Annotated in this window: 12 protein-coding genes and 1 pseudogene; 10 read left to right on the plus strand and 3 right to left on the minus strand. The window is 43.9% G+C overall.

Features of this window, described 5'->3' with window-relative positions; genetic code table 11:
- Positions 1-35: 35 nt before the first annotated feature.
- Genes I1A42_RS02995 through I1A42_RS03005 form a run of 3 tightly spaced genes read left to right on the plus strand, consistent with a single transcriptional unit; the run spans position 36 to position 2,766 of the window.
- A complete protein-coding gene (locus I1A42_RS02995) occupies positions 36-263 on the plus strand; it encodes a FeoA family protein (RefSeq protein ID WP_161153418.1) in 228 nt (75 codons plus the stop codon).
- Positions 263-2,536 carry a Fe(2+) transporter permease subunit FeoB gene (gene feoB, locus I1A42_RS03000; RefSeq protein WP_196122607.1) on the plus strand — a complete coding sequence of 758 codons (2,274 nt, stop codon included), beginning with the start codon at positions 263-265 and terminating at the stop codon, positions 2,534-2,536. Before I1A42_RS02995 ends, feoB begins: the two co-directional genes overlap by 1 nt.
- A complete protein-coding gene (locus tag I1A42_RS03005) occupies positions 2,533-2,766 on the plus strand; it encodes a FeoC-like transcriptional regulator (RefSeq protein ID WP_161153420.1) in 234 nt (77 codons plus the stop codon). Before feoB ends, I1A42_RS03005 begins: the two co-directional genes overlap by 4 nt.
- Before the next feature lie 69 nt (positions 2,767-2,835).
- On the opposite strand, the gene I1A42_RS03010 is transcribed toward I1A42_RS03005, so the two are convergent.
- Together I1A42_RS03010 and argS are read right to left on the minus strand one after the other, a co-directional pair.
- Positions 2,836-3,261 carry an HIT family protein gene (locus tag I1A42_RS03010; RefSeq protein WP_161153421.1) on the minus strand — a complete coding sequence of 142 codons (426 nt, stop codon included), beginning with the start codon at positions 3,259-3,261 and terminating at the stop codon, positions 2,836-2,838.
- A gap of 112 nt (positions 3,262-3,373) precedes the next feature.
- A complete protein-coding gene (gene argS, locus I1A42_RS03015; protein WP_196122608.1) occupies positions 3,374-5,104 on the minus strand; it encodes an arginine--tRNA ligase in 1,731 nt (576 codons plus the stop codon).
- 311 nt (positions 5,105-5,415) lie between these two features.
- On the opposite strand from argS, the gene I1A42_RS03020 reads away from it, so the two are divergent.
- A complete protein-coding gene (locus tag I1A42_RS03020) occupies positions 5,416-6,009 on the plus strand; it encodes a VOC family protein (protein ID WP_196122609.1) in 594 nt (197 codons plus the stop codon).
- Here the strand turns inward: I1A42_RS03020 and I1A42_RS03025 are convergent.
- Positions 6,006-8,783: an insulinase family protein gene (locus I1A42_RS03025; protein ID WP_196122610.1), complete on the minus strand. Its 2,778-nt coding sequence runs from the start codon at positions 8,781-8,783 to the stop codon at positions 6,006-6,008. The genes I1A42_RS03020 and I1A42_RS03025 overlap by 4 nt on opposite strands.
- Before the next feature lie 684 nt (positions 8,784-9,467).
- Between I1A42_RS03025 and sixA the strand changes: the two genes are divergently transcribed.
- The 6 genes and pseudogenes from sixA (at position 9,468) to cheY (ending at position 15,830) form a co-directional block, all read left to right on the plus strand.
- Positions 9,468-9,935, plus strand: a complete 468-nt coding sequence (gene sixA / locus I1A42_RS03030) for a phosphohistidine phosphatase SixA (protein ID WP_161153425.1) — start codon at positions 9,468-9,470, stop codon at positions 9,933-9,935.
- A 225-nt stretch (positions 9,936-10,160) separates the two neighbouring features.
- Positions 10,161-12,257, plus strand: coding sequence for a flagellar biosynthesis protein FlhA (gene flhA / locus I1A42_RS03035; RefSeq protein ID WP_161153426.1), 2,097 nt, complete (start codon positions 10,161-10,163; stop codon positions 12,255-12,257).
- Between the two features lie 284 nt (positions 12,258-12,541).
- Positions 12,542-13,789 (plus strand): annotated as a pseudogene (flhF, locus tag I1A42_RS03040) (flagellar biosynthesis protein FlhF); the annotation flags it as partial.
- A 12-nt stretch (positions 13,790-13,801) separates the two neighbouring features.
- The gene (locus tag I1A42_RS03045; RefSeq protein WP_161153428.1) at positions 13,802-14,689 is read left to right on the plus strand and encodes a MinD/ParA family protein; all 888 of its coding nucleotides are present in this window, start codon (positions 13,802-13,804) and stop codon (positions 14,687-14,689) included.
- Complete coding sequence (locus I1A42_RS03050) at positions 14,682-15,416, plus strand: RNA polymerase sigma factor FliA (protein WP_196122611.1); 735 nt, start codon at positions 14,682-14,684, stop codon at positions 15,414-15,416. The genes I1A42_RS03045 and I1A42_RS03050 overlap by 8 nt, the downstream gene beginning before the upstream one ends.
- A gap of 45 nt (positions 15,417-15,461) precedes the next feature.
- Positions 15,462-15,830, plus strand: coding sequence for a chemotaxis response regulator CheY (cheY, locus tag I1A42_RS03055; protein ID WP_161153530.1), 369 nt, complete (start codon positions 15,462-15,464; stop codon positions 15,828-15,830).
- Positions 15,831-15,920: the final 90 nt, after the last annotated feature.

The following is a 15,920-nucleotide window of genomic DNA, read 5'->3' on the forward strand; positions in this document are numbered from 1 at the left end:
TTCTCATTAAGAATACTAAAACCACTGGCATGGCAATGAAATTATCAGAATTAAAAAGCGGCGAAGTTGGGTGTGTGACCACTTTGCAAAAATTATCGCAGGACGCTCGTAAGCGACTTATGACAATGGGGATGTTACCGAATACCAACATCACACTTGTTCGTCGCGCCCCGATGGGAGATCCGTTACAAGTTGAAGTCCGTGGTGTATCAATTGCACTGCGTGTCAGTATCGCAGATGATATTGAAGTGGAGCGAGTATAATGCAGTATCAAGTTTTAACCGTTGGTAACCCAAATAGCGGCAAAACCACACTATTCAATGGGTTAACGGGGGCTCGTCAGCAGGTGGGTAACTGGGCTGGGGTCACTGTCGATAAGAAAACAGGCCGTTACGTGCACTCCGGTGATGAATTTCATTTGACGGATTTGCCAGGGATCTATGCACTTGATAGTGGTAACGATGCTAATAGTATTGATGAATCAATCGCCTCTCGTGCGGTATTAAGTCATCCCGCAGACATTATCATTAACGTAGTCGATGCCACATGTTTAGAACGTAGTCTGTATATGACATTGCAGTTGCGTGAGTTAGGTCGCCCTATGGTTGTGGTACTTAACAAAATAGATGCGTTGAAACGGGAACGTCAAAGTCTTGATGAGAAAGCGTTACAAAAAGTATTGGGTTGTCCTGTATTTGCCATTTCTGCGCACAGCCGCGGTCAAGTAAATGAATTTAAAGAACAGCTCCATCGCACTTTGGTTCAAGGTGTCAAATTAGATGCGTTTAAACTGACTTACAGCGATGTATTCGAGCAGTCTATTACAGAAATTGAGCCGCTATTTACTGGCAAAGTGGCAGCAGCGCGTGCATTAGCAATTCGCGCGTTAGAAAACGATCGTCTAGTGATTAATGAATTACCAGCAGCACAACGTGCTCAGATTGAGGCAGTTCAAAAGAATTGCGCTGAAGACATCGATTTACATGTCGCGGATGTAAAATATACCTTGCTACATAAGCAGTGCCAAAAAGTTCGCACCAACGAAGGTAAGTTAACACATAACTTTACTGCTCAAGCTGACAAACTGATTTTGAACAAATGGTTTGGTATTCCGTTCTTCTTTATCGTGATGTACTTGATGTTCATGTTCTCTATTAACATTGGTAGTGCATTTATTGATTTTTTTGATATCAGCTTTGGCGCTGTTTTAGTCGATGGTGGTCACTATTTGCTCGATAATCACTTACCACAGTGGTTAGTGACAGTTATCGTAGATGGTATTGGCGGAGGTATTCAAACCGTCGCGACATTCATCCCGGTTATCGCGTGTTTATATCTGTTCTTAGCTGTCCTAGAAAGTTCTGGGTATATGTCTCGCGCGGCATTTGTCCTTGATAAAGTCATGCAAAAAATCGGCTTACCGGGCAAAGCATTTGTCCCTTTGGTGTTGGGTTTTGGTTGTAATGTACCAGCCATCATGGCGACTCGTACGCTTGATCAAGAACGTGAACGTAAATTGGCGGCATCAATGGCTCCATTTATGTCATGTGGTGCTCGTTTACCAGTGTACGCCTTGTTTGCTGCTGCATTCTTCCCTAATAGTGGTCAAAATATCGTCTTCTTACTCTATATCCTTGGTATCGTTGCAGCGGTATTCACTGGACTCTTTATGAAGAAAACGCTATTTCCGGGGTCAAGTGATTCTTTAATCATGGAAATGCCTGATTACGAAATTCCAACATTGCAAAACGTGTTAATTAAAACTTGGCAAAAACTAAAACGTTTTGTTCTAGGTGCGGGTAAAACCATCGTTCTTGTCGTTGCCGTGTTAAGTTTCTTTAATTCACTCGGTATGGATGGCTCATTTGGTAATGAAGACAGCCCTAACTCTGTGTTATCTCGTGCTGCTCAGGTAGTGACTCCTGTGTTTGAGCCACTAGGTGTTGAAAAAGACAACTGGCCTGCAACCGTAGGTATCATTACCGGTATCTTCGCAAAAGAAGCGGTAGTCGGAACGTTAAATAGTCTGTACAGCTCTAATGAGGCCGCTGGTGGCGACGATTACGACTTAATGGGCAGCTTAAAAGACGCGGTTATGTCGATTCCGGAAAACTTAGCTGGACTTAACTTCTCAGATCCACTTGGTATCGAAGTTGGGGATTTAAGTAACAGCCAAGAAGTCGCCACAGAGCAAGATGTCGACAGTTCTATTTTCAACAACTTAAATAATTATTTCAGCGATGGTTATGCGGCGTTCTCATACTTGTTATTAGTGTTGTTATACACACCGTGTGTGGCTGCCATGGGTGCTTATGTCCGTGAGTTTGGACCTAAGTTTGCTCGCTTTATCGCGGTGTGGACATTTGCATTAGGTTACGGCGGTGCCACTTTCTTCTATCAAGCAACACGTATTCACAGCAACCCTGTAGAAAGTATTGCTTGGTTAGTCATCATTATTGCAGGTTATGTTGCGACGTTCTTCTACTTGAGGAAACAAGGATCTAAACCTCAAACTATTCAGGTGGGGGCAGTATGATTTTGACCGAACTAAAAGATTATATTAGCCAACATCATGGCGCGAGCCGTACTGAATTAGCACAGCGTTTTGCACTCAGTGAAGATGGTGTTGACGCCATGCTGCATGTTTGGTTGCAAAAGGGCGCGATTTCACGCTTGGAAGATAAAACACCAGGCAGTAAAGGTCGAGTTCGTGTTCGTTATAGGGTTAATAGTAGTGATTCATTGGCGATTAATGTCACCATGTAATATCTGCTACCCATAGAGAAAAACAGGCCCTCGCAATGAGGGCCTGTTTTTTAGTCTTAGCCTTATTATTTATAAAGAGAATAATGGGCTTTTAGCAAATTCTTGGCGCAATGTTTTTACCAGTTGCTGCTGCTCTTCAGCTGCGCGTACGGCACCTTTGGTGTTGCCCCACACTGGTCCCGGCCAAGCTACGTCAGTTTTAAAACGGGCAATGTGATGAATGTGCAGTTGTGGCACCATATTACCCAATGCACCGAGGTTAATTTTGTCTGGGCTAAAGAGCTGTTCAATCGCTTCACTGACTACTTGGGATTCGAGTAGAAATTGTTGCTGCTCTTCCATTGGTAGATGGTGGAGCTCTTTCAATGCTTCTTTTTTAGGAACGAGAATAACCCAAGGAACAGCATCATCTTTATGTAATAGGGCGATACACAATGGAAAATGACCAATAACGTCAGTGTCTTTGGCTAATTGTGGGTGGAGTTCAAAACTCATGGGTCATGTCCTTAGATATATAAATTATTGATTCCAATAAAACAAAAGGTTGGCAATTTGCCAACCTTTTTACTGTCATGATTTCAACAAGACTCTAAAACTGGAACGATGTTTACATGCGTTCTAGTGTGTTGATACCAAGAAGCGCTAAACCTTGCTTAATGGTTTTTGCGGTCAATGCTGCCAATTGTAAACGGCTGTTTTTAACATTGTCTTCAGCACTTAGAATTGGGCATGCTTCGTAGAAACTTGAGAATTGGCCAGCAAGTTCGAACAAGTATGCACATAGCAAGTGAGGTTGACCTTCACGAGCAACAGCTTGAACTGCTTCTTCAAATTGCAGTAGTTTAGCAACCAAAGCTTTCTCTTTATCATCAGTGATCTGGATAGAACCGCTTAGGTTGTCCATTGATACACCTGCTTTCGAGAAGATAGAAGCAACACGAGTGTAGGCATACTGCATGTATGGTGCTGTGTTACCTTCAAAAGCAAGCATGTTATCCCAGTCAAAGACATAGTCTGTCGTACGGTGCTTAGAAAGGTCCGCGTATTTTACTGCCGCCATAGCGACAGTTTTTGCGATGTTCGCTTTCTCTTCTGCGCTCCATTCAGAGTTCTTCTCTTCGATCAGTTTAGCTGCGCGTTGCTCGGCTTCATCTAGCAGTGCAGCTAGACGAACAGTACCACCAGCGCGAGTCTTAAATGGGCGACCATCTTTACCAAGCATCATACCGAATGCATGGTGTTCTAAACTGACTGATTCTGGTACATAGCCTGCTTTACGAACAATCGTCCAAGCTTGCATTAGGTGTTGATGTTGACGTGAGTCGATGAAGTACAATACGCGGTCTGCACCGAGTGTTTCATAACGGTATTTTGCGCAGGCAATATCAGTGGTTGTGTAGAGGTAACCACCGTCGCGTTTTTGAATAATAACGCCCATAGGGTCGCCATCTTTGTTTTTGTATTCATCAAGGAATACAACTTGAGCGCCTTCTGATTCATGTGCTAACCCTTTTTCTTTAAGGTCTGCAACAATGCCAGGAAGCATGTCGTTGTACATGCTCTCGCCCATTACGTTTTCACGAGTCAGTGATACATTGAGGCGATCGTAGTTGCGCTGGTTTTGTACCATAGTGATATCAACCAGTTTCTTCCACATGTCTAAACAGTATTGATCGCCGCCTTGCAGTTTTACGACGTAGTTACGCGCTTTCACTGCAAACTCTTCGTCTTCGTCGTACAGCTTCTTAGATTCGCGGTAGAAGGCTTCAAGATCAGACAGCTCCATTGAAACTTCACCGCTCTCTTTTTGCACACGCTCTAGGTTGGCAATCAACATACCAAATTGTGTACCCCAGTCACCGATGTGGTTAGCACGGATAACTTTGTTTCCTAAAAATTCAAGGGTACGAACAACAGCATCACCAATGATGGTTGAGCGAAGGTGACCAACGTGCATTTCTTTTGCTACGTTTGGTGCAGAGTAATCAGCAACGATAGTTTGTGGGGCTGATTGAGCAACGCCCAAGCGTGCGTCAGCGAGTGCTTGCTGTGCTTGAGTTGCTAAGTAGTCTTCACTTAGGAAAATGTTAATAAATCCAGGGCCTGCAATTTCAGTTTTGCTTGCGATGCCATCAAGATCTAAAACGTCCAAGACTTTTTGCGCAAATTCGCGAGGGTTAGTGCCTAATTTTTTGGCCGCGCCCATGACACCGTTAGCTTGGTAGTCACCAAACTGTGGTTTTGCTGATTGGCGTACTGCAGCTGGAGTGCCTGCTGGTGCGCCTGCGGCTTCGAGAGCCTGAGAAACTTTGTCATTAATCAGTGCTTGGATATTCACACGCTTTTCCTTCAATTCCGGGAATTGGCTGGGTATACGTTACTTTACTGAGTTTTTAACGAGTGAACGTGATGTTTTAGTCGATAAAATGACGTTAACACTTCGTAGTTATGGGCTGTTTAAGCGCTAGTCAGTAGCCAAATGCCTGAGGCATTTGGGAAAGTGTTCGTATATCTCAATCTGGTTCATAAATTGGCGCACATGATAGCAATTTTATTGTCAGTCTTATAGTGAGTAATTTAGTTAAATTTCTACTTTTCAGCCAATTCCTGCTACTATCGCCGAAAAAACAGCGCGATGGACTCTATTTTATGTCTACACCACTTATTCAAGCAGGCCTAGCACCTCATCAGATGTTGTCTCGTTTAGACAGTTTTATCGAGAAAATTGCCGCCTTTTCTGGTCATATAAAGTTTGATTTCCTTCCTTATCAAATGGATCACATTGCTTTGCGTATTAACGATGTGCAATTGGCTCAATCAGCACGAGAAGAATGGGGGGAATATGGGCAGGAAATTTCGGCAGCGCAGATTAATGGTCGTCCGATTGTGGTATTCAAGTTTTTCCAGCCAATACAGACAAAAGAATGGCGAATAGAATGTTTAGAGTTACCTTTCCCAGCGCAAGGGAAAGTGTATCCAACTCAAGATTGGGAGCATGTCGAGTTTGTAGTGCCCTCTGATGCTCAAACAGCCGAAGCCTATCTCAATGATCTTTTTAAACGCTTTCCCGAATTTGCAAAGTGCTGGCCAGAACTCGAGGCAAAAAGCATTAAAACAAAACTCTCGAGCCCTAAAGGTGAGGGAGAGCGCTTGGCAAACCCGACCGTCGCTTTCAAATGGCAAGAGGTGACCATAAAGCTTCACCCCCATCCATTAAAACGAGTTATTGAATCCGAAAGTTAACCGATATCGTAGGCTTTCGGGCGCAGTTGAAATTCATCAATTGATCCCACTTCTTGACCCGAGGTTAATGGCTCTTCATCCTGATGAGCGTTACCTTGGGTGTGCATAATCAACCGGTTAGCTTTACGCGGTTTGAGCTCATTCATGACAAAGCGCAACATGTCACTACGAGTGAGTGTTTTGAGTTCTTCCAGTACTTGTTCACGTTGTTTGAATTCCCAATCTTTGTTGCCAATGGCAACCCAAAAGCGTTGAGCTCGTGAACGCAAAGTTTGGTCTGGGCTGGCTATCTGATTCCAAAGCCCTCGTTTACTACTGTGCCACTCATATTCACTTAACTCTAATAGTACTAGATGCAATGCATTTAAAAACTCGTCAATAGCAAACAGGAGATCGGCTGGCCCGACATTGGGGGATTGAACATAAAGGACAATTCCGGGGTGTCGGTTTAATGGCATGTTTCCGGTGCCTACCATATATCCAAGCTGCTGTTTGGTTCTAATCTCATTAAAAAATGCGGCAGACATCAGATGGTTTGCCAATGAATACAAGGCGATACTGCGTGGATCCATAGAGCCTGACTGATAGTAAACCACAATAGCGGAATCTTCTTGATGGCAATGCACTTCCCGTTGGAAAGAACCATTGTTACCCAACATCACGAGTGGACGTAACGATTCTTCATACGTTTGATCTTTAACACGCAACGCATTTTTCAGTGATTCACCCATATGCAGCGCATCTTCTTTGCGCCAATCACCAAACACAAACATTTCAATGTGCAATTCCGCCAATATTTTATCGACAAAAGCTTCTAGTTCCGTAACTTGAATATCTTCAAGTGCCGCTAAAAGAGTCGCGTACGGTGGATTGTTGGGTTGCAACAACCCCGTCATAGCATTGAATAATTGTGAAATGGGACGGTCATGCGCCGCATTACGCCAGTTACGTTGTAGCTGGGCTTTAATAGGAGCAAAGCGTTGTTCACGAAAATGTCGGTTGGCAAATTTATCCAAGATCATTTTCATTAACTGCGGCTGTTTCTGACTAAACCCTGATATTGAAAGCGTGACACCACCTTGATGAGCGTAAATGTTATAACCCATGCCGGCGATTTCAGCTTGGTACGTCTCTTTCGTTAGGGAGTCCAAAAACATTTCTACACACAGACGTGTCATAACAATATGACGGGGGTTAGCGACAGAGTGCGGACTATCAATAGCGATATAAATGACGCCCTTAGGGACCGGAAATTGTTGATCCTGCATGTGCCAAAGGCGAAAACCAGGCAACTCTTCGATAATTTCTGGATGTTGCTGCTCCGAACTCAGTGGTTTCGGCGCGAGGTCGTAACAAATAAATGGGTTAGGCGCTGGCAGTTCAATCGGTAAATCACGGATTGGCTGTTGCCATTGCATACGTTGGGCACCGCTAAATGGACGAACTGAATAAGGGGTAAAGTACCAATCGGCGGTTTGGTTATATTCCAGCCCTTGAGCAATGAGTGTTGCCCGTAAATTATCGGGTGAAAAGTATGTCAGTAAAGAGCGCTGAAGGGCTTCATCATAGCCCGCCATCATGTAATCACCGTAAATGGTATCGTCAGGAGCGTAATGTTGCATATTGACCACTAAGTGACTGACTAAATCCATTGGACGTGATGTTTCCTGGAATTGAAATGCAGACTCCAGCACTGCGCGTTTTTCTTTATAACGCCAATCAGATAAGCCTTGTTCGCCAATCAACTTGAGAGTCTGAAATAGTGACTGAATAATCTCATCAACATGTTGCACCCCTTCTTCTGTCAGTGAACAACCCACTGAAAACTCACGGTAGTTGCTACCACTGGTACCACCTCCGGCAGATAGGGCGGTAATCCATCCTTTGTCTTTCAGTGCGAGCATAAGACTGCCATCACCTTCATAGCCTAACAAATGCGCAAAGTAGGAGAGGGGTTTAATTTGATAATGAGATTCTGTTCCTGGAAGAGGAAAGCTTAAAATAAGCTTGCGTATTTCCTTAAGCGGCTCTACTTGAATGAGTATGCCTGTTTGTTCTTCAGTAACAAACGGTTCTGTAATCTGTTTGGTGTTTTGATGGTGATTAGGAATGGTCGCGAAACCTTCATTGACCCATTGTTCCATTTCATCAAGACTGTGCGGCCCGATCATTGCCAAAGTCATGATATCGGCAGAATAATGACGTTGGTGAAAGTGGATGATTTCATCGCGGATGTTTGAACCTTCACGATCGCCCAGTGTGTCAATGTTGCCCACTGAAAATTTAGCAAATGGATGGGCAGGGTTGCAGGTTTCTTTTTGTACCTGATATAGACGACGGGCATCGTCATTTATCTTCATTTTGTATTCTGAATCAACAGCTTGTCGTTCTTTGTCTAAAGCTTCTTCATTAAATAATGGGCAAGTGAAAAATTGGCTAAAACGATCGAGAGCTTTATCAAATGCGTTGGGAGTGACGTCAAAGAAAAAACAGGTATGTTCTGTTCCCGTCCAAGCATTGTTAGTGCCACCGTGTTGGTTTATAAAATTTTGGAAATCGCCGACACGAGGGTACTTCTCTGTTCCCAAAAACAGCATGTGCTCAAGATAATGCGCTAACCCTTCCCGATCTGTTGGATCGTCAAAATGCCCCACATTGACAGCTAAAGCTGCTGATGAACGTTGCGCATCATCACTGTGGATAAGGAGTGCGCGTAATCCGTTCTCTAGCGTAAGGTACCGATAGGTATTGTTGTCATTTGGGCTAATGTGCACGTGGACTCTCCGAAGCGACATTGAGATGTAAAGTATGGTTATCACACCATGAGGCGCAAATTCTAAACAAGCAATCTGCAAACGGCATAACTCTTCAGTGATTCCATTTTGTCAGATAAGTACGGATTTATGTCGTATCTCACAATCAGTTAAGTATATACCTAAATAACGTTAACTTGCAGAATTCAGAGCGCCATCAATGGGTTTCTGTACCAATAAGATAATGGCGAGAAACCGGTTGTTGCTCTATGGTTGAAACCTGTATTTTGAGTCATTAAAGTGGAGATATAAACGAAATAAAACAGAATCAAGAGATTGCTTAGTGGCTACATTTTAACGGTTTAGCACCATTTTTAACAGAGTGTTAAGGGCGTCTGATTCTTCATATTTGTTGCTGTTATAATCCCCAATTCCTTTTTAAACCGTTCATTGAGAGTGAAAAAGGTCTCAAGAAAGTATCAAATAGTGAGGTCTGTTTTTTTGAACCCAGTCGTTTGTTGCAGAGGATAGTCCAGCCAAACGTCGTTATTGTGGCTACTGTTGGATATGAAAAAGTGCGTTATGAGTCGTGATTTCCAATTGTCAGAGAAAGAATGTACCATGCACGCGCTGATTTAGAGGCAATTTAGTACATCAACCTCCCTGAATCCAACGTGGCTGGGACAGTGAATATAGGTAAACATAATGAAAATATTTATTATGCGTCATGGGGAAGCAGAAGCGTTGGCTGAAAGCGATGCTCAACGTGCTCTCACAGAACGTGGCCAGAACGATTCTATTATCGTTGCCAAAGCATGCGCGAGCCAATATGGTCCAATGGATTTCGATAAAGTCTTAGTCAGCCCATATCTTCGTGCTCAAGAAACATGGCAAGCCATAGCACCTTACGTTTCTGGTCATTGTGTTGATGTATGTGATGACATTACACCGTATGGTCAAGCTGATGATGTATTTGATTATATTCTTGCTATCTCAGAGCATGAATCATTAGAAAACGTGTTACTGGTTTCTCACTTACCTCTTGTTGGCTATCTTGTTTCTGAATTTGTTAAAGATATTCCAGCACCGATGTTTACCACATCGAGTTTGTACTGTGTTGAGTACGATCCGAAGAAACGTAAAGGCGAGGTGTTGTGGTCTGTGAGGCCATAACAACAGACTTTTGACGTTGTTAAATGATTGAAAAGCTTCCTTAAGGAAGCTTTTTTACTATGTAACGTCGGAATAACCAGTAGCTCACTGTTGGTATAAAACCTGACGAAAAATTGACATATTAGTGTGGACTGAAAATTGCATGTTCGGTCCTGCTATACATTATTTTCCTGTATACAACATCTCTACTGCTCAAGATTTATTACTCGGTGTTCAATAAAGCCTATGAAGTTTAATCTGCCATTTGCGGACAAGTTACCTCCTATACCAAAACGGGCAATGCCTGCGATCGGCGCTCCAATTATGGTTTTGGCAACCTTGGCCATGGTCGTTTTGCCCATGCCTGCCTTTTTGTTGGACTTGTGCTTCACCTTCAATATCGCACTGTCTTTGGTTGTGCTTTTAGTGACGGTTTATACCCGTAGACCACTTGAATTTGCTGCGTTTCCAACAGTTCTTCTTATTGCAACCTTGTTGCGCTTAGCCCTAAACGTCGCGTCTACCCGGGTCGTATTATTGAAAGGTCATGAAGGTGGTGATGCCGCTGGTAATGTGATTGCTGCGTTCGGTAACGTCGTTATTGGTGGTAACTACGCGGTTGGTTTAGTTGTGTTCCTCATTTTGATGATCATCAACTTTGTGGTTGTGACCAAAGGTGCAGGACGTATTTCTGAAGTAAGTGCACGTTTTACTTTGGATGCGTTACCCGGTAAACAGATGGCGATCGACGCTGACTTAAATGCGGGACTTATCGATCAAGAGCAAGCGCGCACACGCCGAAATGAAGTGACCAAAGAAGCGGATTTTTACGGCTCAATGGACGGTGCGTCAAAATTCGTTAAAGGGGATGCGATCGCAGGTATATTAATCCTGTTTATCAACATCATTGGTGGCTTGACCATTGGGATGATTCAGTACGATCTTAATTTTGGCGATGCCATTCAGATTTATACTCTGCTAACGATTGGTGACGGCTTAGTGGCGCAAATTCCGTCGTTACTACTGTCTATCGGTGCAGCCATTATGGTGACGCGTCAAAATACCGATGAAGACATGGGGCAGCAAGTTGTCTTCCAACTGTTTGATAATCCGAAAGCATTAGCGATTACCGCAAGTATTTTAGGTGTGATGGGTATCGTTCCAGGCATGCCACATTTTGCCTTTTTACTGCTTGCTATTTTGGCTGGTGGTGCTGCTTATCTTATGCATCGTAAGCAATTAGAAGCGAAAGAAAACACCGACAAGTTACCCGCGACAAGTGATCAAGATGCCCCAACGCATAAAGAGCTTTCTTGGGATGATGTTCAACCTGTCGACATGATTGGCCTAGAAGTTGGCTATCGCCTTATTCCCTTGGTTGATAAAGACCAAGGTGGGGAATTACTTGAACGGGTAAAAGGGGTACGGAAAAAACTCTCACAAGATTTTGGCTTTTTGGTTCCTCCAGTGCATATTCGAGATAACCTAGAGCTGACTCCAAACAGTTATCGAATCACTCTTATGGGGGTGGCTGTTGGTGAAGCAGAAATTCGCCCGGAACAAGAGCTCGCGATCAACCCTGGCCAAGTTTACGGCATGATTGATGGTGAACAGACTTACGATCCAGCTTTTGGCTTAGAAGCCGTCTGGATTAGGGAAGAACAGCGTGAACATGCTCAAGCACTGGGCTATACCGTCGTCGATTCTTCAACTGTTCTTGCGACCCATCTAAGCCAATTACTAACGAACAATGCTTCACAATTGCTAGGGCATGAAGAGGTTCAGAACCTGTTGGAAATGTTGGGCCGTTCGGCACCAAAACTCGTCGAAGGATTTGTGCCTGATCAACTGGCATTAGGTGTTGTTGTGAAGGTGCTACAAAACTTACTGAACGAAGCGATTCCAATTCGAGACATTCGTACCATTATCCAAACTTTGGCGGAGTATGCGAGTAAGAGTCAAGAACCTGACATATTAACAGCAGCGGTTCGAATCTCGCTACGACGTTTAATCGTACAAGAAATCAATGGAATAGAGCCTGAACTGCCGGTTATCACCTTGATACCTGAGCTGGAACAAATATTGCATCAAACCATGCAGGCGGCTGGCGGAGAGTCTGCTGGCATTGAGCCTGGATTAGCTGAACGATTGCAAGCTTCGCTAAGCCAAGCAACCCAAGAGCAAGAGTTGAAAGGCGAGCCCGCCGTGTTACTCACCTCTGGGGTATTGCGTTCAACGTTAGCGAAATTCGTTAAAAATACGATTCCTAACTTACGGGTTCTTTCTTATCAGGAAATTCCCGATGAAAAACAAATTCGCATAGTGCAGGCCGTCGGTAACTAAACGGCGCACCCTAGATACGGATAGCTGCTTTGAAGATAAAACGATTTTTTGCCAGAGACATGAAAACAGCATTGCTCCAAGTGAAAGAAGAACTTGGTGCTGACGCTGTGATCATGTCCAATAAAAAAGTCGCTGGTGGCGTGGAAATTGTGGCTGCGGTCGATGGAGATACGGCGATGCCAAATCGTTCGTCTTCCACCAGCAGTTATTCCAGACCACAACCCCAGCGGGCAAATAGTACGCAAGCGTCTAAGCCTGCGTTAGCTCCCATTTCTAGATCGAGTAATCGTGAACTCGCCGAAGATCGCGTTAACCTGAAGTCTAGCGAGTCTGAAGGTCGTTCAATGACCCAGCGGTTTGCTAATATGCTCAAGCAATACAGCAATACTCAAGTTGATCATGCTAACGATCCCGACCCAGACGAAAATGCGGATTCATTAACCGCTCTTCTCAAACGTCAAAACGAGTCTTCAGGGCAGAAAGGTCAGTCTCCTTTATCTCGTATGTTAGAGGGGAATGAATTGGCGGGGCAGCGTCAAAATGGCAATTCGCAACGTTTGGACCCAACGCGTTACGAACGTTCACGTCGTGATGAAGAATCAACATTAGCAGCGGAAGAGCTAGAAAATATGCGCGAAGAGATGATTTCAATTCGTCGCTTATTAGAGCATCAAGTTTCCGGGCTCATGTGGCAAGAAGTTGAGCGGCGAGAACCGTTACGAGCGATGTTAATTCGTCGTTTAGAACGGATGGGATTATCGCTTGACTTGGCCGATCAATTAGCTTGTTACATCCCAGAGGATACGCCTCCGCCAAAAGCGTGGAAAGCGTTGCTGCGTCTGGTAGCCGACCAAATCCCAGTCTCAAAGCAAGATATTTTAAAACGTGGTGGTGTTGTTGCACTGCTTGGTCCTACAGGTGTGGGTAAAACTACATCAGTGGCTAAGCTTGCTGCACGTGCTGCCATGGAATTCGGCGCGGATAACGTCGCACTCGTGACAACCGATACCTATCGTATCGGTGCTCACGAACAATTGTCCATATACGGACGAATTATGGGGTGTCCTGTAAAAGTTGCTAAAGATTCCAAAGAGTTAGCCGATGTAATATATCAGTTGAGAAATCGTCGCCTGATTTTGGTTGATACCGCGGGTATGGGACAGCGAGATGTTCGTCTGTCCGAGCAACTTGATACCTTAATGCAAGAGAGCGGTGAAGTGATTCACAGCTACTTGGTATTACCTGCAACGGCACAGCGTAAAGTGTTGCAAGAAACAATTGAGCACTTCAGACGGATCCCATTGTCTGGGTGCATTATGACCAAGCTCGATGAGTGCTTGAGTTTAGGGGAATTTGTCAGTGTTGTGGTACAAAATGCTCTTCCTGTGGCTTATATCGCCAATGGTCAGCGTGTACCCGAAGATATCGTGATAGCCCAACCGAAATACATGGTATCTAAAGCTAACGAGTTACTGGAGAAGTCGACAGAAAACGAACCTCACTACTGGGCTAGTGACGTAGAAAAATTCTAGGCGGCGACTGATATGACGAATAAAATGATATATGACCAAGCTAGCGGGCTACGCCGCTTAACCCAGCCTTCACTTACCAAAGTTATCGCAGTAACTGGAGGTAAAGGTGGAGTGGGGAAAACTAACGTCACTTTGGGAATGGCCATTTGTATGGCTCGCCAAGGTAAAAAAGTTATGGTACTTGATGCTGACCTTGGGTTAGCCAATGTTGATGTCATGCTCGGAATTCGCCCTAAACGCAATCTCGGACACGTTCTCGCTGGTGAGTGTGAGCTAAAAGATGCCATTGTCGAAGGTCCATTTGGCGTTAGAATTATTCCTGCGACATCAGGCACTCAATCGATGACAGAGTTGTCACATGCTCAACATGTTGGTTTAATTAGAGCTTTCGGATCTCTCGAAGATGAAATGGATGTATTGTTAGTTGATACAGCCGCAGGTATTTCTGATATGGTGGTAAGCTTCTCGCGAGCTGCGCAGGACGTTGTTGTTGTGGTATGTGACGAACCTACTTCGATTACAGATGCTTACGCATTGATTAAATTACTGAGTCGGGAACATCAAGTACAGCGCTTTAAAATAGTGGCTAATATGGTCAGAAGCTATCGTGAAGGTAGAGAATTGTTCGCAAAATTGACATTAGTCACAGAGCGGTTCTTGAATGTGAGTCTTGAGCTCGTAGCATGCATACCTTTGGACGATAATGTTCGACAAGCGGTGAAAAAACAAAAAATTGTGGTCGATGCCTATCCACGTTCACCTGCTGCACTTGCAATTAGCTCATTAGCGAACAAAGCTATAACATGGCCGATCCCAAGAACGCCAAGTGGGCATCTTGAGTTCTTTGTGGAAAGATTGCTAAATCGAACTGAAATAGTAGGGGAACCTTTCGGTGAATAAAGCGCTAACTTATGACCAATATGGAAATGTGAAGAGCCAGCAGCTCTTCCTTGAAAAGTATTCCGTGCTGGTCAAGCGTATCGCTCATCATTTAATTGGACGCCTCCCCCCTAGTGTCCTTATAGAAGATTTGATTCAAGCAGGCATGATTGGCCTGCTTGAAGCACAAAAAAACTACGATGGAAGTAAAGGCGCCAGCTTTGAAACCTATGCAGGAATTCGAATTCGTGGAGCTATGCTCGATGATATTCGACGTGGTGACTGGGTGCCACGCTCGGTTCACAAAGTGAATCGAGAAATCAGCCAGGCAATTTCGATCTTGGAAGGCGAATTAAATCGAGACCCAACGGATTCCGAAGTTGCGAAGTATTTGGAAATGTCGCTAGATCAGTATCACACTGCCTTAACTGACATTAACTGTTCACGTATTGTCGGGATAGAAGATTTAGGGGTTGCTGATGACGCTATATCGCCGATCGATGATGACGAGGATAACTCTCCATTTAAGGGAGTTGCCGATGAATCATTCAGAAAAGCATTAGTTGAATCAATAAAATCGCTTCCCGAGCGTGAAGCTTTGGTACTTTCACTCTATTATGATGAAGAACTAAACTTGAAAGAAATTGGTGAAGTAATCAGTGTTAGTGAATCTCGCGTTAGCCAAATACTTAGCCAATCAATGCAGCGTCTACGAACAAAGTTGAGTTCTTGGACAGAAAACGACTAAATATCACTGATTTCGAACTCAGTGGAGGCAATTTTGAATAAAAACATGAAGATCCTTATTGTTGATGATTTTTCAACAATGCGCCGTATTGTTAAGAACCTTCTTCGTGATCTTGGCTTCAATAACACCCAAGAAGCAGATGACGGTTTAACGGCTTTGCCTATGCTTAAAAAAGGTGATTTTGACTTTGTAGTAACAGACTGGAACATGCCTGGCATGCAAGGTATTGATCTACTTAAAAACATTCGTGCAGATGATGAACTAAAACATTTGCCTGTTCTGATGATCACTGCTGAAGCTAAACGCGAGCAGATTATTGAAGCCGCTCAAGCGGGCGTAAATGGCTACATTGTTAAGCCTTTTACTGCAGCAACGCTAAAAGAAAAATTAGACAAAATCTTTGAGCGTCTATAACGCCATTGTTTCTGACTAGCGATGTTTAGTGTCAACGCTGCTTAGGCTGGAGTTGTTACCAAACTTCGATTGGACAATAGGTGATCTATT

Source organism: Vibrio nitrifigilis (assembly GCF_015686695.1).
Taxonomy (GTDB): Bacteria; Pseudomonadota; Gammaproteobacteria; order Enterobacterales; family Vibrionaceae; genus Vibrio; species Vibrio nitrifigilis.

Bases quoted from the DNA above. Each gene is read 5' to 3' on its own strand.
- I1A42_RS03010 (WP_161153421.1), bottom strand. From the start codon at position 3,261: ATGAGTTTTGAACTCCACCCACAATTAGCCAAAGACACTGACGTTATT.
- I1A42_RS02995 (WP_161153418.1), top strand. From the start codon at position 36: ATGAAATTATCAGAATTAAAAAGCGGCGAAGTTGGGTGTGTGACCACT.
- flhA (WP_161153426.1), top strand. From the start codon at position 10,161: ATGAAGTTTAATCTGCCATTTGCGGACAAGTTACCTCCTATACCAAAA.
- I1A42_RS03005 (WP_161153420.1), top strand. From the start codon at position 2,533: ATGATTTTGACCGAACTAAAAGATTATATTAGCCAACATCATGGCGCG.
- I1A42_RS03045 (WP_161153428.1), top strand. From the start codon at position 13,802: ATGACGAATAAAATGATATATGACCAAGCTAGCGGGCTACGCCGCTTA.
- sixA (WP_161153425.1), top strand. From the start codon at position 9,468: ATGAAAATATTTATTATGCGTCATGGGGAAGCAGAAGCGTTGGCTGAA.
- feoB (WP_196122607.1), top strand. From the start codon at position 263: ATGCAGTATCAAGTTTTAACCGTTGGTAACCCAAATAGCGGCAAAACC.
- I1A42_RS03020 (WP_196122609.1), top strand. From the start codon at position 5,416: ATGTCTACACCACTTATTCAAGCAGGCCTAGCACCTCATCAGATGTTG.
- cheY (WP_161153530.1), top strand. From the start codon at position 15,462: ATGAAGATCCTTATTGTTGATGATTTTTCAACAATGCGCCGTATTGTT.